The sequence below is a fragment of the Prosthecobacter debontii genome (genome assembly GCF_900167535.1).
Classification (GTDB): domain Bacteria; phylum Verrucomicrobiota; class Verrucomicrobiia; order Verrucomicrobiales; family Verrucomicrobiaceae; genus Prosthecobacter; species Prosthecobacter debontii.
Genome location: NZ_FUYE01000016.1, coordinates 90617 through 116020, shown reverse-complemented (window position 1 = coordinate 116020; position 25404 = coordinate 90617). Strand labels below are relative to the sequence as shown.

Below are 25404 nucleotides of genomic sequence, written 5' to 3'. Positions count from 1 at the left end.
GTGGTGGTGCCGTTATTTCCCGATGCAGAACGAGGAAAAGATCACATCCAGAATCTGCTCGATATCGACACCGCCAGTTACCTCTCCAAGCGCTTGCAGAGCCTCACGCAGATCCAGCGCTACATATTCTGGACCTGCCCCATCGATCAAGGCCACACGCGCCGCCATGACCCGGTCTGCAATGCGCTCAAAGCAAGCTTTATGACGCGCATTGATGGCGACAGGGTGGTCCGCCTGCATCGTGCCTGCGCGCATAACGACCGCGCGGATGGCATCACGAAGGGCATCGACGCCCGTTGTCTCACGGCATGATAAAGAGATCCCCTCCTGCCAGCCAGGAGCAAGACCTTGATCTGCTTTATTGAGAATCAAGAGATGACGTCCCTCTGCACCAGGAGGGAGTGTAACACGTTTTGCCTGAGCAGGAGGCAGGCTGCCATCCACCACCTCAAGCACAAGATCTGCACGCTCAAGCTCGCGCTGTGTGCGCTCGATGCCAATGCGCTCGATATCATCCGTGCTGGAGCGGAGACCCGCCGTATCGACCAGCCGCAAAGGGATGCCGTGAACCTGGATGATCTCCTCAATGGTATCTCGCGTCGTGCCGGCGATCGAGCTGACAATGGCACGCTCAAAACCTAACAAAAGATTCAGTAAGCTCGATTTACCGACATTCGGCTCACCGCAAATGACTGTGCGGGCTCCGTGACGCAGGATCCTACCTTGCTCACTGGTGGCCAGTAGTCGGTGAGTGCGCTCCAGCACATGATCCATTTTGGCCACTAAAGCCGCGCCCGTGTCGGGAGAGATATCCTCTTCAGGAAAATCAATGTATGCCTCGACATGAGCTAAGACGGGGATGAGTTCTTCCCTCAAGACCGTAGCTTCGCGCCCGATGGCACCGCCGAGTTGCTCATGAGCGGCTTTCAGTGCCAGCGTGCTTTGAGCATGGATCAAGTCCATGACAGCTTCCGCCTGGGTAAGATCCATTTTGCCGTTCAGAAACGCCCGCTGGGTAAACTCACCCGGCTCGGCAGGTCGTGCTCCAGCCGTCAAAACAGCTTCCAAGAGTTTCTGCGTGACTAAGAGCCCTCCGTGACCGTGAAACTCGACGACATCTTCTCCCGTGTAACTTGCGGGGGCGGAAAACAGCAGGAGCAAGCCCTGGTCTAACGTGTCCCCGGAGGCATCGACAGCTGTCACCAAATGGGCCTGCCGTCGTTGAAGCTCGTGCAAGGATCGCGACCCGCGAAAAACCTTTTCTGCCAGGGGGAAAGCCCCTCCTCCAGTGATGCGAATGACGCTAATGGCAGCCTCACCCAAAGCCGTCGAGATAGCAGCAATCGTGTCCTGGAGCATCGAAGAAAAAAGTGCGTGAGATTAAAAGCAAACGGCTGACTTGTCGGTGACGGAAAAACTCCATCGGACAGTCAGCCGCAGATATGAAGCCTACAAGGCCTCGTCAAAACACAATGTTATTTCTTGTCCTCGTCCTTCTTCGCACCATCAAGCGGGGTGATGATCGGACGGTCTTTCATTTCAGGCCAGATCAGCCACTTATCCCCCTCTTTGACAAAGGAGATGAGGAAGAGTTCTTCGATCCGGTCGGTGAGGGTTTCCTGAGAAGTGCGGACAGTCGCATGGACATAACCTTTGTCCTTTTCTTCCACCAGACCCAGCACATCAATTTTAAGCGTGTCCTGCTTCTTCTTGGTCACTTCAGGAGCGGCATTGATGCGCTTATGCCAAGCAGTGCGGTCTGTGATGTAGAACTCCTGGGGGCTGAGGGTTTCAAGCTCACGAATTTCTTTCACGCCGAAGCGCTCAAGCATCTGGGCTTCTTCCGTCATGGTCGGAGCCGTCTTGATGATGGCAATGGTCTCTTTCTGCTTCCGCTCCAGTGAGCTCGGCAGAAGCATCGCTGCGGCAGTCTTCCAGTCCTGCGAAACCACACTTTCGAGATACTTCTTCACCAAACCTGCACAAGGATGATCAAGAGGGAGTTGGGTAGCCCAGGAAGACCCAGCCAATGCCAGGAAGCTAAGAGCCAAAGAAAGACGAAACAGAGGATGGGCAGAATGCATAGAATCAGCTTAGACCCGCATGGATGCGGAATGTTCGGGGTTTTTAGACCGCGCCTTAGAGAAGGTCAAATGGAGAAACGGGACGTTGTGGCTTCAAGAGCTTTTGAAGGGCAAGCCACAGAAGTAAAATGACGCGCAGGGAGAGGCTAGTCCAAACCTCCTGTGGGGGGTTTGATCGTCACGGTATCCTGCCCTGGTTTAGGTGGAACCGGCTTAGGAGCCTCCGCGAAGCGCTGAACTTCGTAGCCATTTACATTGACGGTAAGATCCAGCTTGGCCAGAAATTCCCAAGCCGCAGGAACGCCAATGTCATCGGCAATTTTACGTGCCTCAAGATAAGTATCGAAGGCATTCGACATTACTTGGAAAACCGCCACACCGTTTGGATCACCTTTGATCTGACGCATCGTGCGCTGATAATTAGAGCCCTCCGCCTGCATTTGAGCCAAGGTTTCTCCCCCACCTGCTTTAGGAGCCAAGGCAATTTGCACCGTGGTCGAACCAGGGCGAATCATAGGTTTGATGGCAAACGCACCCGTGATGGTCGGACTGGAAGCCGCCTTCTCGAGCATGGCCTGGATCTTGAAGGCGTCATAGATCACCTTGCTGCGGCCGCGGTTTTTGACCCCATCGAGATCGGCAAGATCTTTGATGAAATAATTCAAGACGTCTTTAGCACTGGTTTTGACTTCGGCTGTCTTCGAACCGTAAGTGAAGGTGATTTTGTTACCTTCCTGCACCGCTTTAAGCGTTGGCTTCAAGGGATCTTTCGAGGGATCCAAGGCCAGCCATTTAGCCAAATCACCTTTGGTCGCGGCCACCACGGCTTCGGCAACCGACTGTAGATTTGAACGGATGGCCAAAGTCACATCCCCCAGCGCTGTCAGCATCGCTTTGTTAGGCTGAAGACCAGCTGCAGCTAAGGCTTTGTAGGCATTGGCCACTTGATCCATTTGGAAAGTGTTCACCAGTGGAGCAATCTCCGGCCAAGCCTGCTGAGCTGCCTGAGGCGAACCAAAAATTTTGGTCAGCATGTCCTTAAAAGGATCAATTTTGGTCTCTTTGTATTCGAGTTGGCTCTTCACCTTATCAAGCCCATCAATGATGGGTTTCACAAACTCCTGTTCATTGAGCATCAACACGCCTTGCTCAGCAACCAAGACACGAGTTTTAACAGCCTTCTCTGGGAAAGGCCTTGGATTCGGCAACCGCACATACTTAGGCGGTGGCGGCTCATAGACAGGAGTTTCATCCAACAGAGCCTTCAGTCTTTCGATCTCAGCCAAGAGTTTATCCAACTCGGTCTTTTCGCCATCACGCTTTTTCTTGGCTTCTTCCAACTTCGCCCGGAAAGAATCCAGATCCATGAACTTCATTTTTGCAGCCATGTCGGACGTGTCCACGCTGCGTAGCTGCTCAATGGCTTTCTTGAGATCAGCTTCGGCTTGGATTTTATCTTCCTCGATCTTTTTGGGATCAGCAGGAGGCGGTGGCAGCGCTTTGATCTGTGCCTGCATCTGCTCGTGCTCTTCCTTGGTCACAGGAGGCAGGTCCGAAAGGATTTTTTGGACTGTGCGGGCTGTGTTGAGAGCCATCATCACCAACACGATCATGAGCACGCCGACCACGTTTGTGACAGCGTCCATCAGCGAGTCAAGATTGAGTTCGCCGCCTCCACCAGATCTTCTTTTAGCCATGAATTTGAGAAAGGTTGAAGGTTAAAACTTACTTTTTGGGCGCAGGTGTCGCGGGAGCACTGCTAGTAGCAGGCGGTGGCGGGATCTTGCCACGATACTTGTCAAACAAAGCCAAATCTAACACCCCGCGACCAGGGATTGGAAGCTTACCTGTGCGGATGTTGTAATCGTTTTCGGCACGCCCTGCCCCTGTATTATAGGCACCCTGACCATCGTCACGGATGAGGAAGAGAATCAGTGAGTTTTTGTTCTTCGCCACTTCGGTCAGGAAGTGATTGTAGCTGACATCAGCGACCACGATACTGGGAGTAGCTCCCAAGCGATAATCTTCGCCCCAAGCGCCTAAGACTTTCAGACCACCAGAGGAGCATTCGACGAAATAGACCTTGGTTTCATCCGTCATGCCGGAACCTGAAGGCTGGACCACAACGGGTGGGATCTTTTTATCTGGCGACACCTGCCGCTTTTTGATCTCTGCCATCAAAGCAGCGATCTCTTTCTTGGTCTCCGTTTGCTGGATTTTCAGACCGTCGATTTCCGTCAAAAGGTCATCGAGTTCTTTCTGAAGTTTCTGGCTGATCTCCTTGTTCTGCTCCTGGACTTCCTTGGAGGAGTCCAGGAGTTTACGCAGCTTGATGTAACGCTGTTGGGTTTCATCAATCTGCTTCTGGAGTTTCTCCAGTTCAGCCAGCTTCTCTTTCAAGATGACATCCAGCTTCTTGCGCTCCTCAAGCTCCTTTTTCATGCGCTGGAAATCCTGCGCCATGCGGATCTCGTCTGGAGTGCGACCTTCCGCTTTCCCGGCCTGTGCAACCACAAGCACGACAATGATGAGGACTAGCGCGCCGATGAGACACGCTAGAATACTCAAGAATGGGAAAAGCGAGACCTCGTCGCCGGATGACTCACGTCGCTGGGCCATAGCAGAATGAAAAAATTAAGGAGGGAGGAAAAAGAGAGGGGAGTTTTTGGAAAGAAATTACTGGCGGCTGAACCAGCCTTTCTTCTGCACCTGCTGCACGATGACTTGCTTGCTGCCCAGCTCAGTCAGGACGTTGTTCAGGCCTTGGATGCCGGTCGCCAGCGCACGTGTGTAGTCGGTGGTAGTCTTGACGCTGTCTTTGACCGCGTTCGAGAATTCCTCGCGCATGCGATTGAGAGTCGCGGCAAATTCGGCGTCCACACGCTCTTGGTGGGCGGTCGCACGTTTGTCGAGGTTGTCCGCCTGCTCTTTGATTTTGGCAGACAGCGAATTGAGGTCCACCAGGAATTCCTTCTGGGCATTGGCCACAGCTTTGACCAGCACATCCATCATGCCATTGGTGTCACCACCGGCCAGACCGCCACCGTCATTGAGACGAGGCATCAACACTTCGTTACAGAAGGCATCGATGTTGTTCAGGTTATCGTCTTCAGCCTTGGATAAGGCATTCATCGGGAAGTTCAAGAACATGGCCAGAACCAGACCGAGGAGGGTAGTATCGAAGGCCGTTCCCAGACCGCTGGTCACGTTACCGATGGAAGCCATGATCTTATCCATGTCGGAGACGTTTGTGAGGTCCATGCTACCAATGGCCTGAGAGAGACCCAACACCGTCCCGATGAACCCGAGAATCGGAATGGCCCACAAGAAGACTTTCACCAGCGAGTAACTGCCGCCGATACGGGCGCCATCAATGTTACTCTGAGCATCCAGCATACCGCTGACTTCACCGTTGTTCTGACGAACTTCGAAGAGTTCCAAGCCCTTGCGAATACGGTTGACCATCATGCTGTCACGCAGACGAGATGGCAGACCGTAGAGGTGATCGATGAACTGACTGACATTCTGAGAATTGACTTCCTGGCTGATGTCAGTCGGCAGAATGTCGAGGAACATGGCATCCTTTTGATGACGCAGCTTTTTCATCTTCAGCCACAGGATGCCCACGGCCCAGAAGAAGAAGAAAGTTTCCGTGTAGTTCACCCACGTGCGCTCATAAAAGAGATCGTGGATGTAATCCATCGTATTCACGGCAGGAGAATTGTAAGCTCCCACACCGAAGGGGAACAAGATGCCATACCAAGCCAGGGTAGCGATCACCCCGATGCTGAGGGAACCGAACAGGCTTGGGTTGGTGGGATCAGATTCTTCCCAGCCACCACGAGCCCGCTGATGCTGTTCGTAATAGGTCTGCTGTTGCTCCTCACCAGCTCCCTCCGGAGCTTGATAGGAGGCACCGTCGCCACTGTAATCCCCACCTTCAGGAGCCGAGACGCCCGTTGGACTTGGCAGTCCGGAGGGAGGAGGCAGACCTCCCAGATTGGCTGGAATGGAAAGCTTGCTGTTGCAACCTGGGCAGCGGACAACTTTGCCAGCCATTTCGGGCTCGGCCTTCAGCTGCATGTCACAAGATGGGCACTTGAATTTCACAGTTCGATTCTCCTTGGTTCCTGATGTTTGATTGGGGTTTTGGCAAAATGGAGTTTTATCAAAGCGGCAGTGATTGGATCAACAAGTCTTTTCTCTTTTGTGCACTTCCTTTTGCTGGTTTTGCACAAAAGTGGTCATTTCGAAACCTTTTGACCACGAATCGTCTCACTTCTGACCTGCCGCTGATGTCAGGTGTTTGATTTACTCCTGACTTTTTGGGCGATTTTGTGCAGAATACCGTTCACAAAGGAACCGGATTCCCCTGCCCCGAGCGCTTTAGCGATTTCAATGGCTTCGTTAATCACGACAGCCGCTGGCACATCCGGCACATGGACGAGTTCATAGACCGCCAGACGCAGGACATTACGATCCACGGCCGCAAGACGCTGAATGCGGAAGTTTTCCAGCACGGGCTCGATCAGAGCGTCGATGGCGGGAATATCCGCCAATACACCTTGAATCAAAGTCTCCGCATACGTGCGCACGGAGGTCTTCGCATTATGAATGGTCCAAAAGGCTTCCTGCTCTTCAGCCGTGTGCTCGCCATGAAGCTCATGAGCAAAGAGAAATTGGACGGCAGCTTCGCGTCCTTCGCGTCGTTTTCCCATGGTTTAGGCAAGCTCTTCAGGTTGACCGGTGAAATTGGCGCGCATTTTACGGAACAACGCCACCATATTGACTGCCGCTTGGGCGGCTTCCGTGCCACGATTGATCTCAGTGCCGAGGCAGCGCTCTTGCGCCTGAGCCTCAGAATTCACCAGCAGTACCTCGTGGACCACCGGAGTGGTATGACGCACGGCCATTTGTTGTAATGCCTCCGTGACGGAAGCCCCAACGAGATCAGCGTGCTCGGTGGAACCGCGGATAATGACACCATAGGTGATGACGGCATCCGGCTTGGTGTTTTTGATCACCAGTTCAGCACAGACCGGAATCTCAAACGCTCCTGGAACGCGGTAAACGGTAATGATGGCATTGGGAGCCAATTCCTCCAACTCCGCACGACCCGCATCCAGCAAGCCTTGGACAAACTGATTGTTATACAAACTGGCCACGATCGCGATGGAGACGCGATCTTGGATGGGGCGTGGACGACTGGGACCGTGTTGTGACATGGAGGGAGGAGAAAGAAATCAGGAGGGAAACACTTCGCTCATTAGAGTTTATGACCGAGCTTCTTCTTTTTGGTTTCCAGGTATTTTTGATTGTGCGGATTGGGCTGAGAGATCACGGGCACCTGCTCCACAATCTCCAGTTTATGACCTTCCAGCCCCACGACTTTACGTGGATTGTTGGTCATGAGGCGAATCTTACGCACGCCGAGATCTGAGATGATTTGGGCACCGATTCCATAGTCCCGAAGGTCCATCGCAAAGCCGAGCTTGAGATTAGCCTCAACCGTATCCAGACCCTGCTCTTGCAGTTTATAGGCCATGATCTTGCCGTGCAGACCGATCCCGCGCCCCTCATGACCGCGCATGTAGATGATGACGCCGCGCCCGGCTTCGGACACTTTATTCATGGCAGCGTGTAGCTGACTGCCACAGTCGCAGCGGCGGGAGGCAAAGATGTCTCCGGTAAGGCACTCACTGTGCACTCGCACGAGGGTGGGTGTCTCTGCATCGATCTCACCCATCACCAGAGCCACATGATGCACGCCATCCAGGCTGCTCTTATACAGGTGCAGCTTGAAAGTTCCGAAGTCGGTGGGCATGTCCACCACCTCCATTTTCTCCACCAGCTTCTCGCTGCGGCGACGGTAAGCGATGAGATCCGCAATCGAACAGATCTTGAGTTTATGCTTTTTCGCAAACTTCTTGAGATCCGGCATGCGTGCCATCGTGCCGTCCGGATTCATGATTTCGATGAGCACCCCCGCCTGACGCAGGCCAGCCAGACGGCAGAGATCCACCGCCGCCTCAGTATGTCCAGCACGGCGCAGAACGCCCCCGGGTTTCGCCACGAGCGGATTGATGTGTCCAGGTTGGACGAAATCAGCAATGGTGCTCTTCGCATCCGCTAAGAGTCGGATGGTGCGAGCCCGGTCAGCGGAGCTGATACCTGTCGTGATACCGACAGCAGCATCAACCGTGACCGTGAAATCCGTCCGAAAAGCTTCCCGATTTTCCGGCACCATGCTCTCCAAATTGAGCTGGGTGGCGATCTCCAGCGACACCGGCACGCAGAGCATTCCGCCCCCCTCTCGCACCATGAACGTCACCATTTCAGGGGTGATGGCTTCGGCAGCACAGATCAAATCACCTTCATTTTCGCGATCTTCATCGTCCGTCACAATGACCATCCTGCCGGCGTGGATGTCCGCGATGACGGATTCAACGGAGTCACAGACTGGAGTCTTCTTGCTGGGCATAGAGAGGTTGGAAAGAGCCGTGCCAAGACATACGCACGCCTTTGGCTGGGAGGACGATGTTAACGCCTCCTCGGCTCAATTCCAGTGCCGATTTGATCTTTTCAGGGCTTGATCGTTACCTGCAAGTGACGGTGCCAAGCCTGTGCCACCCCCAACCAGAGGACGGGAACCATCAGCACAAAATAGCGCGGCAGACAGGGGGCCAGGGTCGTTCCACCGAGATAAAAAGCCGTCATCCCCATGAGAATCCAGATTTCGACAGGCATGGTGCGCCAGAATCGCAGCCCGAGATATCCGGCCACAATGGCCATCAGAATCAAGGGACCATTGGCCAGGATGAGCACGACCGTGCGGAGTTCTTCCGGCTGATGAGAGCGTGGGAATCCAAAAGCCAAGCGAGTGAGGTTACATACCCAATTGTAAGCCACCTTGCCTGGATTGGACTTAAAATTGGCCACAGCAGCCGCTTTCAGCATGGCCTCCCGTTCCAGAATAGGATGCTTGAGCACCTGCTCATAAAAGGCGTCGTGAAGAACAGCCACCTCAGGCACGGAGCGAACATCCGCCTTGCCAAACCAGTGTCCGTTTTCCCCCTCATGATGACTGCTCATCCAGTAAAGCAGTTCGCCTGCGTTTGTGGACCAGCACAGAAACTCCCCTGTCTTAGCTTGAGTGTAGGCCAGGTAGGGAACACAAAGCCCGAAGGAGAGCGCCAGTATGGCCAGTGTCCGCACGAGGGCTGCCCGCCATTCCCGGATGAGCAGCAAGGCTAGACAGAGCACGGCGGTCGCCATCAACACGTGCCCAAAGAACACGCGAGTCATGATCAGCCACCCGAAAAATAGAGCGGCAAGCAGGCTCCAGGCCCAGCTACGCTGCCGGAGTGCAGTCGTGAAGGCCAAGACAAAACCGGTCAGAGAAAAAACCGACATGGGTTCACTCATCAGGGCGAAGCCCATCCATAACAAGGTGGGGTGAAACCCTGTCAAGGCCGCTCCCGCCAGAGCCCACGGGCCATTGGCATAACGCCGGACGGTCAGCCAGACAAAGGCCACGGTAGCCGCCATGAAAAAGGCATTCAATAACCGCCCCCCGAGCGCGGCCTGCGGACTCTGACAGAAGGGCATCAAAACGATGGGATAAGCCGGGCCATTGACAAAGTTAGGATCTTCGTCCGTCACATAGAATCCATGCGTCAGATTCCTCGCGTATTCCAGATATCGGGCCTCATCCCAGATCGGGTGATCCGAGTGACGCAGCACCGCCAAGACCGCATAAATCAAAAATGTCACGACCACGAGCCCTGTGGCAAGACGCGGTGAATTGAGAATGGAGAGAGATGGAGCCGAAGACATTCCATTTAACTGAACGACACCTCTCGTAGAACGCCAGCAAACTTTATAGTAATTACAAAGCCCGAGCAAACGCTCCGCCATCCACCAGCAGAGCTTCCCCTGTGATGTAACTCCCCGCCTCACTGGCCAGCATGAGAGCCGGTCCAGCAAGCTCACGAGGGAGTCCCCAGCGCTGAAGGGCCGTGCGGTTGGCAAAGGCTTGCTTCTCCGACTCACTGAGCAGGCTCATGGGCAGATCCGTCAGAAAAGGACCGGGACAGAGGCAATTAACGGTGATGTTGAAAGGGCCGAGGTCGATGGCGCTAGCTTTAGCCAGACCGATGAGAGCCGCTTTACAGGCCGAGTAGGCGTTACGCTTTTCTTTAGAGCCCACTCCGAGCACCGACGAGATGTGAATCACACGTCCCCATTTTCTCTCCTTCATACCCGGGACGAGATAACGAGTCAGCGCCATGCAACTGGTAAGATCAAGCTCAACCATTCGATCCCATACCTCATCTGTGATTTCATCGATTGCCTGGGGATGATTCGCCCCTGCGTTATTGATCAAGATATCGACTTTCCCCAAGCGTTGCTCAGCCTCTGAAGCCAGGGCCTTCACTTGGGCACGGTCGGTCATGTCGGCCACCATCCACTCCACCTTGATCGAAAGACCTTCCTGAATCTCGGCAGCCGCAGCTGTCAGCTCATTTTCACTACGGCTAGAGATCATGACATCCGCACCGGCTTCAGCAAATCCGCGCGCCATGGCCTTGCCAAGGCCTTTACTGCCACCGGTCACGAGAGCCTTTTTTCCAGAAAGGTCGAAAAGTGAATGCGTCATGGGTGAGAAGGAGAACGAAAGCTAACAACAGACTGAGCAGCATATTCTTGCAGCTTGGTCACAGCACGAGCATTGGACTCAAAGGCGAAGTCCGCCACCGAAACCTCGGCCAGCGAGATGAAGAACAATTCGGAAACTTCTTCAGGGCAAGCCTGCGCACTTTCAAAGCTAGGCACGCGAGCCAGATAAAACAGATCCAAGGTGGGCCATGGGTAATCTTGAAACCAATAGATGTTAGGCAAAGTCAGGAAAGATTCGAAGGCACCCACGGGAACGGCGAGCCCCACCTCCTCCAAGGTCTCACGAGATGCGGCTTCCTCGGCCGTCTCACCGGGCTCGATAACCCCGCCCGGCAGTCCAAGTTTGCCAAAGCCAGGCTCGTGACCACGACGAGTCACGAGCAGACGCCCCTCATCATCCAAGATCAAAGCTACGGCGGCAGGCACCGGCGTAATGAAGTGCCTATAACCACAAGGCGAACAAACAAACTCTCGTCGAGAGACTGAAATCAAAGCTCCCGCACCACATCGGGAGCAATGCTGATAGGGTGAAACAGAATCCATGCGGAAAAGCGAGAAGCGAGAAAACTCAATTCATCCGACGTCCCACCTCTTCACACAAACCGATAAAGGTGCGTTCGGCGAGATTCAAGGGACGCCCCTTTAAAAACGATGTCACCCACCGGCGGCGCAGCTTGGCCTTGGGTAGCCGAATGGGCACGAGTTGCCCCGCCGCAATCTCCGACTGCGCAATCCAGCGCGCTGCCACAGCGATGCCCAATCCCAGTTTGGCCAGTTCCTTGATGGCTTCACTGCTCCCCAGCTCGATGAAGTGCTGAAGACGCACTCCTTGTTTCAAAAAATACTCTTGGATCATCAGGAAATTCAGACTGCTTCGACTGGAAACAATGAAGGTCTCCGTCACCGCATCTTTAATCTTGGGCACTTTCGAAACCCAGGGATGCAGAGGAGAAACCAGGAACTCTAGCTCGTCCTCGAAGATGGTCTGGCAGACGAGTTGTGAGGTGTCTGGCGGGCCCAACGTCACCGCGAGGTCCACTTGATTGTCCTGCAGTTTCTCCATGATCTCCGGGGTCTCCCCAGGCAACACACGGATTTCATACTGGGGGAAACTTTCCTTAAACTCGCGAAAAACCGTCGGCAGGATGTATTGAGACGCTGCTGGTGTGCAACCAATGGTTAGGCGCCCGCGCGGATTCTTATCCAGAGCCCCTAAAGAAGCACGTGCCTGACTCATCGCGCGCATGATGGTTTCTGCATGAGGCAGCAACTCGCGACCATGATGAGTGAGATGAACACTCTTTCCCTGGCGATGAAAAAGCTGACAGTCGAGGTCTGTCTCCAGGGCCTTGATGCCATGACTGATGGCTGACTGAGTGAGGTGCAGTTCCCGCCCGGCCTGCGTGAAGCTACCACTGCGGGCGAGGGAGATAAAGGCGCGAAGCTGCCGAGTATCGAGGGGCTGATCCATGAATATCATTCATACACCATGTGAAAAAGATTGCGCGTTGTTTCTGCATGAGTTTGGCACGGTGGCACCACCGCTGCTGATAAAGGAGGGCGTTATGCCAAAAGCCGCCCTTGTTTCAGGCCCCTCTCTCTCCGGGGTCATTCAGCCAGTCCGCATCGGGTTTATCCCGCTGGCAGACTGTGCCCCTCTGCTGGTGGCGAAAGAGCAAGATCTCTTTCGGAAGCACGGTGTGCAGGTGGAGCTGAGCTGCGAGGTCGGCTGGGCCACCATCCGGGAAAAGCTCCTCTACGGCCAGGTGGATGCTGCGCATGCCATCGCGGGTCTCGCGCTAGCCATGCGGTTAGGTCTGAGCACACCACCTTCTCGCGTCGTGGCTCCGTTCGTTTTCAATCTCCATGGAGATGCCATCACCCTCAGCCGGGACTTGTGGAATCGCGGGGTCCGGGATGCCGCCAGCCTAAAGAAACTGATCCGCAGCACCACATCTCGGCGGCTCACCTTCGGCATGGTCTCCCGCTATGCAGCGCACCACTTCCTGCTGCGCCAGTGGCTGATCTCGGGTGGTATCAATCCCGATCAAGACGTCCGCATCGTCGCATTGCCCCCCACTCAGATGGCCGCCAACATGGCCGCCGGGCTGATCGATGGCTACTGCGTGGGAGAACCTTGGAACTCTGTGGCCGTGGATAAAGCCGTTGGTTGGATCGTCGCCACCAGCGAGCAATTGGCCCCCAATCACCCTGAGAAAGTGTTGCTGATGAATGAGAGTTTCATCAGCAGTCATCTGGACCAAGCCCAAGCCATCACAGCCGCCCTGCGAGAGGCCTGCGCTTTTTGCGATGTCTTAGAGAATCGCCCCGAGGTCGTCCGCATCCTGGCAGCCAGCGGTTACTTCCTCAATGGCGAAGCGATTTTGAAAAAGTCCCTCATTGGTCCTCTCGACCTCGGCACCGGCCAAAGCATGGACGCCTCCGCCTTCCACATCTTTCACCGCCGTGAGGCCAATGAACCTCTGAATGAGCGGGGCATGTGGCTGCTGAATCAGTTCGTCCAGCACGGCCTCATCCTGGCGACTCAAAGAGCCGAAGCTTCCGAGGCTCTGCGTGAATGCTGGAGCGCGGATCACCTCTTACCGCCCGCCGCCACCGCCGCGTCCAAGACCAAGAAAACATCCCCTTCCCTATCAGCCTAACCCATTGCCAAATCATCATGCGCAAACCCCAGACCTACCTGACTGTACCCGGCCTTTTGGCCCTCCTCAGCCTCTCCGCCTTCGGCGCAGAAACCGAACTGCTCGATGTGGAGAAAGATCAACTCCGCCTCGGCTTCATCAAACTCACCGACTGTGCACCCCTCGTCATTGCCAAGGAAAAAGGTTTTTTTGAAGACGAGGGCCTGATTGTCGAAGTCGAAGCCCAGGCGAACTGGAAAGTCCTGCTCGACCGGGTGATTTCTGGCGAGCTGGACGGTGCCCATATGCTGGCGGGACAACCCATTGGCGCCACGGTGGGTTTTGGCACGAAAGCCGAGGTGATTACTCCTGTCAGCCTGGATTACAATGGCAACGCCATCACGGTATCCAATGCGGTATGGGCGCAAATGAAAAAAGCCATCCCCCTGGGTAGCGATGGTAAACCCGAACACCCGATCAAAGCGGACTCTTTCAAGCCGATCGTGATGGAAGCCAAATCCGCTGGCAAGCCCTTGCAGTTCGGCATGGTCTTCCCGGTTTCCACACATAACTATGAGTTGCGTTATTGGTTAGCCGCTGGAGGGATCAGTCCTGGCTACTACTTCGATCCGAAATCCGGCGAAGAAAACATCCCTGGAGTGCTCAATGGCGACCTCGTCATCTCCGTCACGCCGCCGCCGCAAATGCCTTCCACTCTGGAAGCGGGCACCATTGTCGGTTACTGCGTCGGTGAACCTTGGAACCAGCAAGCCGTTTTCAAAAAAATCGGTGTCCCAGTGATCACAGACCACGAAATCTGGGCCTACAATCCAGAGAAGGTCTTCGGCATCACCAAGGCTTTTGCCGAAACCAATCCGAACACCACGTTAGCACTGACCAAGGCAATCATTCGTGCCTGTGCATGGCTGGATGCCAATGCGGAGAACCGTAAAGAGGCCGTCAAAATTCTGAGCGCCCCTAACTACGTCGGCGCCGATGAAGCTGTCATTGCCAACAGTATGACTGGCACCTTTGAATATGAGCCTGGAGACAAGCGGCCTGCCCCTGACTTCAATGTCTTCTTCAAACATCATGCCTCCTATCCCTGGCTGAGTGACTGTGTCTGGTATCTGACCCAGATGGTGCGCTGGGGCCAAGTGAAAGAACAGAAGCCAGACGCGTGGTATGCCGAAACCGCAAAGTCTGTCTATCGAGCCGATTTGTATGAGCAGGCCGCCAAGCTACTGATCAAGGAAGGTTTTTTCACCGAAGCAGATTTCCCTCTCGGCACAGATGGCTACCGCCCGGCCACCTCGGAGTTCATCGATGGCAAGACCTACGATGGGCACAAACCCAATGACTATCTTAAGTCCTTCGAGATCGGACTCAAGTGATCTCCCCCTGTCCCTGAAAGCCGCCGCCGCCATGAATACCATCACCTGTGAATCGTCCACATCCCCGCCCGAGCCCTCGAAGGCCAAACGGGAGCCTCTAAAAATGCTCGCCAGTGCTGCCCTGCTTGAAAAGCTGGGTCTAGGCTACTTCAGCCCCATTATCCGCCTCATTGCCGGGCATGATGTGCGCTCTCAGTGGCAGCAGATCGTCATGAATACCGTCCTGCCGGGGGTGGTCATCGCTCTGTTTATGGGCTTTTGGACCTTGTGCTCGCACACCGTTCACACCGATAGCCAGCGTATCCCTAGCCCCGCAGAAACGTGGAGCGCCTGGCAAGGTATGCGCGAATTCGCCCGCAATGAAGCGGTGAAGAAAACCGAGTTCAAAGCCAGCATGGAAGCCATCGCGCAGAAGTGGGAAACGAAAGCCCGCGATGCCGAAGCCGCAGGAAAAAATTCTTCGGCCTCTCAGTACCGTGAAAAAGCGGAGAACTACCGTAGCAAACGCTACGCAGGTCCGCCCACCTTTGGCACGCAGATTATCACCAGCCTCATCACGGTAGGAATCGGCATCGGTGCAGCCACGCTCATCGCCGTGCCGCTCGGCTTTCTATGCGGTTTGAGTCCGCGCTTTAACCTCGCCATGAATCCGTTGATTCAGATCTTCAAGCCCGTGTCCCCCCTCGCTTGGCTACCCATCGTGTTCGTTTTTGTTACGGCACTCTACAGCCCTGCCGATGGCAGTAATATCTCGCGTGCCTTGCTCATCTCCGCAGGCACCGTCACCCTCTGCTCCCTGTGGCCCACGTTGATCAATACAGCCGTCGGTGTGGCAGGTGTGGATAAAGATTATCTGAACGTGGCACGCGTGCTGAAGCTGAATGCATGGCAGCGGATATGGAAGATCATCCTTCCCGCAGCCCTACCCCTGATCTTCACGGGAATGCGGCTTTCGATCGGCGTGGGCTGGATGGTGCTCATCGCCGCTGACATGCTCGCCCAGAACCCCGGACTCGGGAAGTTCGTGTGGGACACATTCCAAAATGGATCGACCGAAAGCATGGCCCAGATCGTCGTGGCCGTCTTCGCCATCGGTTTCATCGGCTTCATTCTCGACCGCTTCATGCTCGCTCTCCAGCGCCTAGTCACCTTCGAAAGTCAGACCCTCTGATCCTACCGACCATGTCTCTGATCGAAATTAAACACGTCAACGTCGGCTTTGGCAGCAGCGGCCAGAGGACCGAAGTTCTTCGAGATCTCAATCTCTCCATTGAGGAAGGAGAACTCGTCGCCATCGTTGGTTATTCCGGCAGTGGGAAGACCACTTTGGTGAACCTAATCGCTGGTCTGGTAAAGCCGGATCAGGGGCAGGTGCTCTTTGATGGCAAGCCTGTGACAGGACCAGGTCCAGAGCGTGGTTTGGTCTTTCAAACCTACGCACTGCTTCCTTGGTTGAGCGTGCAGGGAAATGTGGCTCTAGCGGTCGATCAAGTGTGTCAAAGCGAGACGGCCGAGCAACGCAGCACTCGAGTTGCCGATGCGGTGGATCAGGTGAAACTCACACCCGCCACCCGCAAGCTGCCGCGTGAGCTCTCCGGAGGCATGCGGCAGCGTGTCTCGGTCGCCCGTGCGTTATCTTTTGCGCCAAGAGTGCTTCTACTGGATGAGCCCCTGAGCGCTCTCGATGCCCTGACGAGATCCGAGTTACAGGATCAGATCCTGGAGCTAAAAAAGCGCACCGGACAGACCATCCTCCTCATCACCAATGATGTCGATGAGGCGCTGTACATGGCAGACAAGGTGATCCCGCTGACCATGGGACCTGCTGCCACCCTCGGTGCCGTAGAGATGATCGATAAAGCACATCCACGGGACCGGGCGACGCTGCTGGCAGATCCGAAGATTCTCGCCTCACGCACCCGCCTTCTCGACTTCCTCATCGCGCAGCGGGATGACCAAGCCGAGAGCAGCAGCATCCGTGCTCTACCCGAAGCCACACCGGTGGATATCCGCAGCTCACGGCCGACCTTTACCTTTCGCTGGGCTCCCGCTCACAGCGCCATTCAGCCTGTTAAAGCTAAGGATCAAACGGCTCCCCATGGCTCAGGACATGGCTTTGTAAGCATCTCTCAATTGGCGAAAAGTTACCCGACTCCGCGTGGCGAGGCTGTGATCGTCCGTGATTTCAACCTCAATATTCAGCGCGGTGAATTGGTCTCGATCATCGGCCACAGCGGTTGCGGCAAAAGCACCGTTCTCGGCATGGTGGCCGGCCTGAGCAGCATCACTCATGGCGGCATCATTGTGGATGGACGCGAAATCGATGGGGCTGGACCTGATCGCGGCATGGTCTTCCAGAGCCCCAACCTACTGCCATGGATGAGCGCACTGGAGAACGTCATGCTCGGCGTCCGCCAGGTGTTTTATCAGCTCAGCAAGACGGAGCAGAAGGACATCGCCGCTCATTACCTCGAAACCTTAGGTTTAGGGGGCAGCTTTGATAAAAAGCCCGGCGCACTCTCTCAAGGCATGCGCCAGCGTGTCGGTCTAGCCCGAGCTTTTGCGCTCCAACCGAAGGTGCTGCTGCTCGACGAGCCGTTTGGCATGCTGGATAAGCTGACCAAACTCGAACTCCAGGATGTCTTGCTGAATCTGCGTGAGCGCACTGGCACCACCGCGATCATGGTCACTCATGATGTGGATGAAGCCATCTACCTCTCCGATCAAGTCGTGATGATGAGTGATGGCCCAGCCGCCACCGCCGCCGAGATCCTCCACATTGATCTACCACGCCCGCGTCACCGCAAGCTGCTCATGGAGCAGCCCGAGTGGCATCACTACCGCGAGCACCTGCTCTCCTTCCTGGAAGAGCGGGCCCACCTGCGTGGAGTCACCACCCATCACCGCCGTGCCGACGCCACTCTCTTGCGTCGCGCCGCATCCCTTTCCCTGCAAGCCGCCGCTTAGCCCCGATACATGCAACACCCAACACACACCCCCACCCATCAATGAAAAGGCTAGCACTCCTGCTCGCATCGGCCTCCCTCGCCCATGCGGGAACCCCCACTGCAACTCCACCGGCACCTCCCGCGCCGCCTCCCCCTCCCGGTTACGCTCCGATCACCTTCTTTGACGGCAAGCTGACTGTGGACATTCAGGAGAAGATGCGCGCAGAGATCCGTGAAAACAACTTCGACTTCAACTCCGCCGTCAACGGCCCTCAAGACGCTTCCTGGCTGCTCCAACGTTTCAGGTTAGGCATCGGCTACAGTGTCGCCCCTTGGCTGAAGCTGTATGTCCAGGGTCAAGACCTGCGCGAGATCGGCGGCAGCCGTCCGAATGAGATGGGAACTTTTGGCGCGGAGGGTGATGATACCTTCGATATATTGAAGGCCTATGTCCAAGCGGGAGACTTGAAAAAAGGCGTCAGTGTCACCGCTGGTCGCCAGTTTCTCGCTTACGGGGATCAGCGCCTGATCGGACCTCTCGAGTGGCTAAACAGCGCACGAGCCTTCGATGCTCTGAAACTGCGCTATGCAGCCTCCTCATGGTCTCTGGATCTCTTCAGCGGCAGCCCCGTCGTTTTCAAAGATCACGAGTGGAACAAATCCACCTTCCTCGATGACGATGACACTGTGAACGAAATGTTCAGTGGTCTCTACCTGAGCACTCAGTGGGTGCCCATCAATACCACCACCGACTTCTACGTTCTCCATAAACGCGACGACGGCAACGGTGCCTTCGGACCACGCCTGGGAGACACCAGCTTCTACACCATCGGAACCCTGTGGAAGGGCGATCCGAAAAAGCTGGGTGGCTGGGATTATGAAACCGAAATGGCCTTCCAAACCGGCGAGGTCAGCGGACGAGATCTCACCGCTTTTGCGGGTCACTGGGGTCTCGGGTATAACTTCAAGCATCCTTGGAAACCACGCGTCGGCTTGCAATACAACTATGCCACGGGTGATCAAGATCCTGCGGATGGAGATATCGAGACCTTCCAGAACCTGTATCCCACGAACCACCTGTTCTACGGTTACATGGATACCTCCGGCTGGGTCAACGTTCACAATCCCCAGCTCAACATCAGCTTCAGCCCCACCTCAAAGCTGAAGGTCATGCTGGACTATCATCTCTACTGGAATGCCAGCAACGATGATGCCTGGAGACGTGTGAACGGTGTCACTGCCGTGCGCCCGGTCAATGCCGCCGCGCGTGATGCCAGCAGCTTCCGTGGTCAAGAGTTCGACTTCACCGCCATCTACAAGCTCAACGCCCATGTGGCCCTCCAAACCGGCTACAGCCTCTACATGGCAGGAGACTACCTGAACGACACGGGTGCCGGTGACAACGCTCACTTCGGCTACCTGCAGCTTCAGATTGATTTCTAAATCTCAATTCATCCCTCCGGTCTCTCAAAAAACCACCCGATGAAAACACACCCGCCCGCCGAAGCTCCCGCGCTGCCTCTCTCCCAGGCAGCGGCGGGCGGGGTCGTGTCTTCCAAGAAGCAGAGACTGCTGATGATCGGTCACGGAATGGTGAGTCACCGTTTCTGTGTGGAGTGGGTCAAGCTGGGGCACGACGGCTTCAGTCTAACCATTCTTGCCGAAGAAAACATTTTTGCCTACGACCGCATTCATCTCACGCAGGGGCTCAGCAGTAGCGGAGAAGCTCACCTTGAGTTAGCTCCAGCCTCCTGGTATTCGGAGCACGGCATTACGGTAACTTTAGGCGATGCCGCCGCGCACATTGATCGAGAGCAGCGGCAGGTCACAACTCGATCAGGACACATCCATGCTTACGATGTCTTGATCCTCGCGACCGGTTCCTCCGCCAGACGATTGTCCGTGCCAGGGGCCGACTTACCTGATGTTTTTGTGTATCGCACCTTGGCCGATTTGGCCGCCATCCGTCAGCGGGCCGCAACGGCAAAGACTGCGGCAGTGTTAGGTGGGGGTCTGTTGGGCTTGGAAGCTGGACGCGCCCTCCTGGATCTTGGCGTGCAGACTCATGTGCTGGAGACAGCGCATGGCCTGATGACCCGTCAGCTCCATGCTGAAGCCTCCCAATTGCTGGAGCAACGCGTCAAGGCCAGCGGGCTCAAAGTACTGACCGGCTGCATTACCACCGCCATCACTCAGGAGGAGGCTTCCCTGCAATTGCACTTCCGAGACGAACGCACGCTCACCGCCGATATGATCGTCATGGCAGCGGGCGTGGAGCCTCGTGATGAGCTGGCCCAAGCCTGCGGCCTACAGACCGGTGCCCGAGGTGGCATTCTGGTCAATGAAACACTGGAAACCTCCGACCCTGCTATCTTTGCCATTGGCGAGTGCGCCGTGCCACGCGGGGTCTTTTATGGATTTGCCGCCCCAGGCTTCGACATGGCTCGGGTCTTGGCTGAAAAGCTGGCGGGACGGGATTCTCGCTTCACGCCCACTGAATATCCCGTTAGGCTTAAACTGGCCGGAACGGACGTGGTCACCATCGGCGATATCCGAGCCGAAGGGAACCTATTGACCTGGAAGAACCAAGGCATGCTGAAACAGATCCTTCTTCACGAAGGCCGGGTGAGTGGAGTCAGTCTCTTTGGCAGCACCGAGGATGTCGGCAGATTGCAAACCGCGGTGATGCAGAAGCAACGGCTACGCTTCTGGGAACAAGCCCGCTTTGTCAAAACAGGCTCTCCGTGGAAACCCATCAGCCAGGATGTGACCCAGTGGCCTGCCACTGCCGCCGTCTGCCAATGCACAGGCGTGACTCGTGGCCAACTGAGCTGTGCTTATGCGGCCGGCTGCAAGACCGTTGCGGCCCTCTCTGCGGAAACAGGAGCTGGCACTGTCTGCGGTTCCTGTCGGCCACTGCTGGCCCAACTCTGCGGCAGCACGACCTCACCTGCGGTGCGTCTGGCCAAGCCACTGTTATGGACTTGCGTCGTGGCGACGCTGCTACCGCTGCTCCATGCGGTGCTCTCCCCCATTCCGCTGAGCCCAACCGTCTCCGGCTTCCGTTACGATCTGATCTGGCTGGATGGTTTCTGGAAGCAAGTCACGGGATACACCTTGTTAGGCTTGATGGTTTTGGCCCTCCTTCTACCCTTGCGCAAGCGGGTCCGCGCCTTGATGCATCTGGGGGACTATGGTGCATGGAGAATCATCCACACCTCCCTGGGGGTGTTGTCACTCATGGTGTTGGTCAGTCATACCGGTTTCCGCCTGGGTTTTAATCTGAACAAGGTGCTCATGATGAACATGCTGACCTTGGCCATCACCGGAGCCCTTTCCGGTGCCGTGATTGCACTCGCCCATCGGCTTTCCCCCGTCTCCGCCCGTTGGCTCCAGGTAGGCTGGACCTGCGTCCATGCCTTACTCACTTGGCCCCTCCTGGTGCTGGTGCTGTTTCACATTCTCACTGTTTATCGCTATTGAACACGTCCCTCTCCATCTTGCCCTGGGTGCTAGGCATCGGCTCTGCCGCTTTGCTGAGCAGCTATCTGGCTGGCCGCTTCCGCGAGGATGATGGAGCCTCCACTGTCTTCCTTCCAGGGGCGACGACGCACGGCCATTACCAGATCGAGATGAAATGCACGGCCTGCCATGAACCTTGGGGCGGTGTGCGTGAGCAATCCTGCATCGATTGCCACGGCAGCGCCTTGGCAGCGGCCAAAGATTCACACCCGATGGCCAAATTTACCGATCCACGCAACGCAGATCGCCTCACCACGATCGCCGCCGACAAGTGCATCACTTGCCATATCGAACATCGTCCCGAAGCCACGACCGCCATGGGGGTGACGCAGCCCATCGACTACTGCCTCCACTGCCATGCCGATGTGGCCCAAGAGCGCCCGAGCCATGAAGGCATGAGTTTCGCCACCTGTCTGAATGTCGGTTGCCATAACTATCACGACAACACCGCTCTGTATGAGGACTTCCTCGCCAAACATGCCTCCGAACCGGCTCAACTGCTGCGCGCCCTTCTGCCGGAGCGCACCAAGGTTCACGGTCATGGACAAGCTCCAAAAGACACGGCCCATGGAGTTCCGATGACGGCTTCACTGTCCTCGGCTCAACATGACGGACGCCTCCCCAGTGGCCCCAATGCAGACAAGATCTTGAATGACTGGGCCGCCTCCGCTCACGCAGCCGCAGCCGTCAACTGCACCTCTTGCCATGGCAAAGAAACCGAATGGCGAGATCAACCCGGCATGGATTCCTGCACGGAATGCCACAAGCAAGAGAATGAAGGTTTTCTCGCAGGGCTGCACGGCATGAGATTGGCTCAGGGACTCCCAGCCATGCAGCCAGGCCAAGCACGCCTGCCCATGCAAGAGAAGTCGGCACACCTCAGCCTGACCTGCAACTCCTGCCACAGCCCTCATGACAGCAACACCCGCCGTGCAGCCGTGGAGTCCTGCCTGCAATGCCACGCGGACAATCATAGCTTGGCTTACAAAGAATCTTCTCACTATCAGCTCTGGCTCTCCGAGATCAGCGGTAAGACCCCCGCAGGCAGTGGCGTCAGTTGTGCCACCTGCCACATGCCCCGGGAGACGCATGTGAAAGGCGAACTCACCACCGTGAGCGTGCAGCATAACCAGAGCATGAATCTCCGACCTGTGGAGAAGATGGCCCGGGGCGTCTGCATCAACTGCCATGGCCTTGGTTTTTCTCTCGACTCTTTGGCCGATCCGAAACTCGGCCCAACCAATTTTGACGGACATCCTGAACATCACATCGAATCCATCGAGATGGTGCTTAGCCGCCGGAAAGCGTCCGCCAAAAAGCAATGACATCATCCCCCACCCTGCATCATGAAAACATCCTCAACATCTATTCTGGCACTTGCGGCAATCATCGGCCTTCTCAGCTCCTGCGGAGGCAAATCAGAAACTGGATCCGCCGGCGGAATCTCACCTCAACAAATGGCTGATGCGCTGCATGCAGTCATGGAGTCTGACCGCACGGTTTACACGAAAGCCGTCGTCAACCGTCTGCAAAACGAAGAGAAGGTCATCAAGGCTAGCGAACACTGGCAAGATGACAAAGCCCTGCCCCTACCGGCTCAAATGTTCCGCATGGGAGCCGAGATGGTCGCCGGGAAAAAGAAAGGCTTCACCTATGCCCTGCTTTCCGAGTGGCCGATCAACAAGCAAAACTCGCCGAAAACGGACGCCGAAAAAACCGGCCTGGCGCACATCGTCAAAAACGTCGGCCAGAACTACTACACGGAAGAGACGCTTGGCGGCAAAAAATACTTCACTGCGGTCTATCCAGACATCGCCATCGCTGCAGCCTGCGTGAAGTGCCATAACGGCCACGACGACTCCCCCCGCACCGACTTCAAAGAAGGAGATGTCATGGGTGGCGTCGTCATCCGCATCCCTCTCACCGCCTCCAACTAGAGGCGTTTTCCCACACCTCCCAAACCCACCCCACTCAGCCCTGCCATGATTACACCCGAACAAAAAACACTGGTCCAAACGACTTGGGCTCAGGTTGTCCCCATCTCAGAAACCGCTGCCGAATTGTTTTACAATCGTCTGTTTGAGATGGACCCCTCCCTCCGCCCGCTCTTCACCTCCGATATCAAGGAGCAAGGTAAGAAGCTCATGCAGATGATCACCATCGCCGTCAGAGGCCTGGACCATCTGGATGAGATCGTTCCAGCCGTGCAGGCGCTGGGCCGTCGGCACGTGGCCTATGGCGTCACTGACGCGCACTATGACACCGTTGCCGGAGCTTTGCTTTGGACCTTGGAAAAGGGTTTGGGAGATGCCTACACCCCCGAGGTGGCAGAAGCCTGGACGGCCACCTACACCCTCCTTGCCGACGTCATGAAGGCAGCCGCCAAGGAGCCCACCGCTTAACGCCTTTGTTTTCTGGAAGAAGCCGCTTTCATTCCAATGAACACCGTTCCGATCATACCTGAATCCGCCCCCTTTTCGGCAGAGCAAAGAGCCTGGCTCAATGGCTTTTTAGCGGGTCTCCTCAATCGAGGAGCCTCAGCAGGCCCGACCTCACTTGGGTCCTCTGCCTCGTCACAACGTCCGTTGTTGATTGCCTTCGGCAGTCAAAGCGGCAACGCAGAAAGTTTGGCCAAGCGGCTGGCCAGGGAAGCAGCGGGTCGAGGTTTTGCTGCGCGCGCAGCAGGCCTCGATTCGCTGCAACCGGCGGATCTCGTGCGCGAACAAAATGTGTTACTCATCACCAGCACCTGGGGTGAGGGTGACATGCCGGACAATGCCACCTCGTTCTGGGACGCGATCAATCAAAATGGAAACAGCCCGAGCTTAGCCGGTGTCAAATACAGCGTCTTGGCACTGGGAGACATGAACTATGCCGACACCTTCTGCTTAGCGGGGAAAAAGATGGACGCGCGGCTCGCCGAACTCGGTGCCACCCGGATCATTGACCGCGTGGATTGCGATGTCGAATTCGACGATCTCGCTAAAACCTGGAGCAGTTCCGCTTTCGATGCCTTGGCCAGTGAACCCACGACGACCCTCACGCTGGCTCCAGCGGTTGTCGCAGAACCCTCCGTTCAAGAAACGGGCTACACCAAGAAAAACCCCTTCCCAGCACCACTCCTGGCCAACCTCGCGCTCAATACCTCGGGCAGCGCTAAGGACACACGCCACATTGCCTTCTCCCTCGCGGGATCGGGCTTAGACTATGAAGTCGGAGATGCCCTCGGGGTCTATGTCAAGAACTGCCCCGAAGTGGTGGATAGCATCATCTCCGCTCATGCCTTGGACCCGAATGCCGATGTGGCCCTCCCCGATGATGGTGTTGCTCCCCTGAGAGACGCCCTGATCGGATTCTATGAAATCCGGCATCTGCATGGAGTCATCCCCGTCAATCCCATCACCCTCTCAGATTTCATCGGCGGCTTGAGGAAGCTTCAACCACGCCTTTACTCCATTGCTTCGAGCCTCAAAGCGCACCCAGAAGAAGTTCATCTCTGTGTCGGTGCTGTCCGTTACGAATTGCACGGCTTGCAGCACAAGGGCGTGGCCTCCACGTTCTTGGCTGATCGCCTGCCTCTTGGAGAAACAACAGGCGTCTTCTTCCATGTCGCTAAACACTTCCGCCTGCCGGAAGATCCCAAGAAACCGGTCATCATGGTCGGCCCAGGCACCGGCATTGCGCCCTTCCGTGCCTTCCTTGAAGAACGTGAAGCCACCGGATCACCTGGTAAAAATTGGTTATTCTTCGGAGACCAGCGTCGCACGACCGATTTCCTCTATCAGGATCAAATCATCGAGTGGGTTCGCAAAGGAGTCCTCACCCGCCTGGATACCGCTTTCTCTCGTGATCAAGAAGAGAAGATCTACGTCCAGACCCGCATGATCCAGGCCGCCAGCGAACTCTGGCAGTGGCTGGAAGAAGGGGCTCACTTTTATGTCTGTGGAGATGCCAAGCGCATGGCCAAAGACGTGGACACCGCCCTCCATGAAATCATCCAAACCGCGGGCGGTAAATCAGCCGACGAAGCCGCCGCTTACATCGCTGAGATGAAGAAAAACAAACGCTATCAGCGGGATGTGTATTGAGCCCTCCCTCTCTTAGAGATCACGCCTCCCTTGTCCCTAACAGGCAT

At 55.9% G+C, this 25404-nt stretch carries 22 protein-coding genes; 10 read left to right on the top strand and 12 right to left on the bottom strand.

The window, feature by feature from the left end; all coding sequences use genetic code 11:
• Nucleotides 1-12 precede the first annotated feature (12 nt).
• The 12 genes from mnmE to B5D61_RS19880 all read right to left on the bottom strand — a co-directional run bounded on the left by mnmE (nt 13) and on the right by B5D61_RS19880 (nt 12234).
• Nucleotides 13-1359 (bottom strand): tRNA uridine-5-carboxymethylaminomethyl(34) synthesis GTPase MnmE, encoded by a 1347-nt coding sequence (gene mnmE, locus B5D61_RS19935; protein ID WP_078815190.1) that lies wholly within the window; start codon nt 1357-1359, stop codon nt 13-15.
• Between the two features lie 116 nt (nt 1360-1475).
• The gene (locus B5D61_RS19930; RefSeq protein ID WP_078815189.1) at nt 1476-2084 is read right to left on the bottom strand and encodes a hypothetical protein; all 609 of its coding nucleotides are present in this window, start codon (nt 2082-2084) and stop codon (nt 1476-1478) included.
• A 146-nt stretch (nt 2085-2230) separates the two neighbouring features.
• Entirely contained in the window at nt 2231-3730 is a 1500-nt protein-coding gene (locus tag B5D61_RS19925; protein WP_078815188.1) for a hypothetical protein, read from the bottom strand.
• A 79-nt stretch (nt 3731-3809) separates the two neighbouring features.
• Nucleotides 3810-4703 carry a coiled-coil domain-containing protein gene (locus B5D61_RS19920; RefSeq protein ID WP_078815187.1) on the bottom strand — a complete coding sequence of 298 codons (894 nt, stop codon included), beginning with the start codon at nt 4701-4703 and terminating at the stop codon, nt 3810-3812.
• A gap of 57 nt (nt 4704-4760) precedes the next feature.
• Nucleotides 4761-6167, bottom strand: coding sequence for a MotA/TolQ/ExbB proton channel family protein (locus tag B5D61_RS19915; RefSeq protein ID WP_078815186.1), 1407 nt, complete (start codon nt 6165-6167; stop codon nt 4761-4763).
• A gap of 215 nt (nt 6168-6382) precedes the next feature.
• Entirely contained in the window at nt 6383-6802 is a 420-nt protein-coding gene (gene nusB, locus B5D61_RS19910; protein WP_078815185.1) for a transcription antitermination factor NusB, read from the bottom strand.
• 3 nt (nt 6803-6805) lie between these two features.
• On the bottom strand, nt 6806-7309 hold the full coding sequence (gene ribH, locus B5D61_RS19905; protein WP_078815184.1) for a 6,7-dimethyl-8-ribityllumazine synthase: 504 nt from the start codon (nt 7307-7309) through the stop codon (nt 6806-6808).
• A 41-nt stretch (nt 7310-7350) separates the two neighbouring features.
• Nucleotides 7351-8565 carry a bifunctional 3,4-dihydroxy-2-butanone-4-phosphate synthase/GTP cyclohydrolase II gene (locus B5D61_RS19900; RefSeq protein WP_078815183.1) on the bottom strand — a complete coding sequence of 405 codons (1215 nt, stop codon included), beginning with the start codon at nt 8563-8565 and terminating at the stop codon, nt 7351-7353.
• A gap of 101 nt (nt 8566-8666) precedes the next feature.
• Nucleotides 8667-9920, bottom strand: a complete 1254-nt coding sequence (locus B5D61_RS19895; RefSeq protein ID WP_217699023.1) for an ArnT family glycosyltransferase — start codon at nt 9918-9920, stop codon at nt 8667-8669.
• A 52-nt stretch (nt 9921-9972) separates the two neighbouring features.
• On the bottom strand, nt 9973-10743 hold the full coding sequence (locus B5D61_RS19890; protein WP_078815181.1) for an SDR family NAD(P)-dependent oxidoreductase: 771 nt from the start codon (nt 10741-10743) through the stop codon (nt 9973-9975).
• Nucleotides 10740-11189, bottom strand: coding sequence for an NUDIX hydrolase (locus tag B5D61_RS19885; protein ID WP_176159554.1), 450 nt, complete (start codon nt 11187-11189; stop codon nt 10740-10742). Before B5D61_RS19885 ends, B5D61_RS19890 begins: the two co-directional genes overlap by 4 nt.
• A gap of 142 nt (nt 11190-11331) precedes the next feature.
• The gene (locus B5D61_RS19880; protein ID WP_217699022.1) at nt 11332-12234 is read right to left on the bottom strand and encodes a LysR family transcriptional regulator; all 903 of its coding nucleotides are present in this window, start codon (nt 12232-12234) and stop codon (nt 11332-11334) included.
• 94 nt (nt 12235-12328) lie between these two features.
• On the opposite strand from B5D61_RS19880, the gene B5D61_RS19875 reads away from it, so the two are divergent.
• From B5D61_RS19875 to B5D61_RS19830, 10 genes are read left to right on the top strand one after another with little or no spacing between them, the layout of a single operon-like run.
• On the top strand, nt 12329-13426 hold the full coding sequence (locus B5D61_RS19875; protein WP_176159553.1) for a CmpA/NrtA family ABC transporter substrate-binding protein: 1098 nt from the start codon (nt 12329-12331) through the stop codon (nt 13424-13426).
• 17 nt (nt 13427-13443) lie between these two features.
• Entirely contained in the window at nt 13444-14799 is a 1356-nt protein-coding gene (locus tag B5D61_RS19870) for a CmpA/NrtA family ABC transporter substrate-binding protein (protein WP_078815178.1), read from the top strand.
• 31 nt (nt 14800-14830) lie between these two features.
• Complete coding sequence (locus tag B5D61_RS19865) at nt 14831-15970, top strand: ABC transporter permease (protein WP_139373385.1); 1140 nt, start codon at nt 14831-14833, stop codon at nt 15968-15970.
• Nucleotides 15971-15981: 11 nt separating this feature from the next.
• The gene (locus tag B5D61_RS19860; protein WP_078815177.1) at nt 15982-17766 is read left to right on the top strand and encodes an ABC transporter ATP-binding protein; all 1785 of its coding nucleotides are present in this window, start codon (nt 15982-15984) and stop codon (nt 17764-17766) included.
• A gap of 41 nt (nt 17767-17807) precedes the next feature.
• A complete protein-coding gene (locus tag B5D61_RS19855; protein WP_078815176.1) occupies nt 17808-19190 on the top strand; it encodes an alginate export family protein in 1383 nt (460 codons plus the stop codon).
• 39 nt (nt 19191-19229) lie between these two features.
• Nucleotides 19230-21230 (top strand): FAD-dependent oxidoreductase, encoded by a 2001-nt coding sequence (locus tag B5D61_RS19850; protein ID WP_078815175.1) that lies wholly within the window; start codon nt 19230-19232, stop codon nt 21228-21230.
• Nucleotides 21227-22594 carry a cytochrome c3 family protein gene (locus B5D61_RS19845; RefSeq protein ID WP_078815174.1) on the top strand — a complete coding sequence of 456 codons (1368 nt, stop codon included), beginning with the start codon at nt 21227-21229 and terminating at the stop codon, nt 22592-22594. Before B5D61_RS19850 ends, B5D61_RS19845 begins: the two co-directional genes overlap by 4 nt.
• A gap of 21 nt (nt 22595-22615) precedes the next feature.
• Complete coding sequence (locus tag B5D61_RS19840) at nt 22616-23206, top strand: Tll0287-like domain-containing protein (RefSeq protein ID WP_078815173.1); 591 nt, start codon at nt 22616-22618, stop codon at nt 23204-23206.
• Nucleotides 23207-23251: 45 nt separating this feature from the next.
• Nucleotides 23252-23671: a globin family protein gene (locus tag B5D61_RS19835; RefSeq protein ID WP_217699021.1), complete on the top strand. Its 420-nt coding sequence runs from the start codon at nt 23252-23254 to the stop codon at nt 23669-23671.
• A gap of 36 nt (nt 23672-23707) precedes the next feature.
• The gene (locus B5D61_RS19830) at nt 23708-25357 is read left to right on the top strand and encodes a diflavin oxidoreductase (RefSeq protein WP_078815172.1); all 1650 of its coding nucleotides are present in this window, start codon (nt 23708-23710) and stop codon (nt 25355-25357) included.
• Nucleotides 25358-25404 lie beyond the last annotated feature (47 nt).

Excerpts from the sequence above, each read along its gene's own strand:
- mnmE (WP_078815190.1), bottom strand. The coding sequence starts at position 1,359 with ATGCTCCAGGACACGATTGCTGCTATCTCGACGGCTTTGGGTGAGGCT.
- B5D61_RS19930 (WP_078815189.1), bottom strand. The coding sequence starts at position 2,084 with ATGCATTCTGCCCATCCTCTGTTTCGTCTTTCTTTGGCTCTTAGCTTC.
- B5D61_RS19925 (WP_078815188.1), bottom strand. The coding sequence starts at position 3,730 with ATGGACGCTGTCACAAACGTGGTCGGCGTGCTCATGATCGTGTTGGTG.
- B5D61_RS19920 (WP_078815187.1), bottom strand. The coding sequence starts at position 4,703 with ATGGCCCAGCGACGTGAGTCATCCGGCGACGAGGTCTCGCTTTTCCCA.
- B5D61_RS19915 (WP_078815186.1), bottom strand. The coding sequence starts at position 6,167 with ATGCAGCTGAAGGCCGAGCCCGAAATGGCTGGCAAAGTTGTCCGCTGC.
- nusB (WP_078815185.1), bottom strand. The coding sequence starts at position 6,802 with ATGGGAAAACGACGCGAAGGACGCGAAGCTGCCGTCCAATTTCTCTTT.
- ribH (WP_078815184.1), bottom strand. The coding sequence starts at position 7,309 with ATGTCACAACACGGTCCCAGTCGTCCACGCCCCATCCAAGATCGCGTC.
- B5D61_RS19900 (WP_078815183.1), bottom strand. The coding sequence starts at position 8,565 with ATGCCCAGCAAGAAGACTCCAGTCTGTGACTCCGTTGAATCCGTCATC.
- B5D61_RS19895 (WP_217699023.1), bottom strand. The coding sequence starts at position 9,920 with ATGTCTTCGGCTCCATCTCTCTCCATTCTCAATTCACCGCGTCTTGCC.
- B5D61_RS19890 (WP_078815181.1), bottom strand. The coding sequence starts at position 10,743 with ATGACGCATTCACTTTTCGACCTTTCTGGAAAAAAGGCTCTCGTGACC.
- B5D61_RS19880 (WP_217699022.1), bottom strand. The coding sequence starts at position 12,234 with ATGGATCAGCCCCTCGATACTCGGCAGCTTCGCGCCTTTATCTCCCTC.
- B5D61_RS19875 (WP_176159553.1), top strand. The coding sequence starts at position 12,329 with ATGCCAAAAGCCGCCCTTGTTTCAGGCCCCTCTCTCTCCGGGGTCATT.
- B5D61_RS19870 (WP_078815178.1), top strand. The coding sequence starts at position 13,444 with ATGCGCAAACCCCAGACCTACCTGACTGTACCCGGCCTTTTGGCCCTC.
- B5D61_RS19865 (WP_139373385.1), top strand. The coding sequence starts at position 14,831 with ATGAATACCATCACCTGTGAATCGTCCACATCCCCGCCCGAGCCCTCG.
- B5D61_RS19860 (WP_078815177.1), top strand. The coding sequence starts at position 15,982 with ATGTCTCTGATCGAAATTAAACACGTCAACGTCGGCTTTGGCAGCAGC.
- B5D61_RS19855 (WP_078815176.1), top strand. The coding sequence starts at position 17,808 with ATGAAAAGGCTAGCACTCCTGCTCGCATCGGCCTCCCTCGCCCATGCG.
- B5D61_RS19850 (WP_078815175.1), top strand. The coding sequence starts at position 19,230 with ATGAAAACACACCCGCCCGCCGAAGCTCCCGCGCTGCCTCTCTCCCAG.
- B5D61_RS19840 (WP_078815173.1), top strand. The coding sequence starts at position 22,616 with ATGAAAACATCCTCAACATCTATTCTGGCACTTGCGGCAATCATCGGC.
- B5D61_RS19835 (WP_217699021.1), top strand. The coding sequence starts at position 23,252 with ATGATTACACCCGAACAAAAAACACTGGTCCAAACGACTTGGGCTCAG.
- B5D61_RS19830 (WP_078815172.1), top strand. The coding sequence starts at position 23,708 with ATGAACACCGTTCCGATCATACCTGAATCCGCCCCCTTTTCGGCAGAG.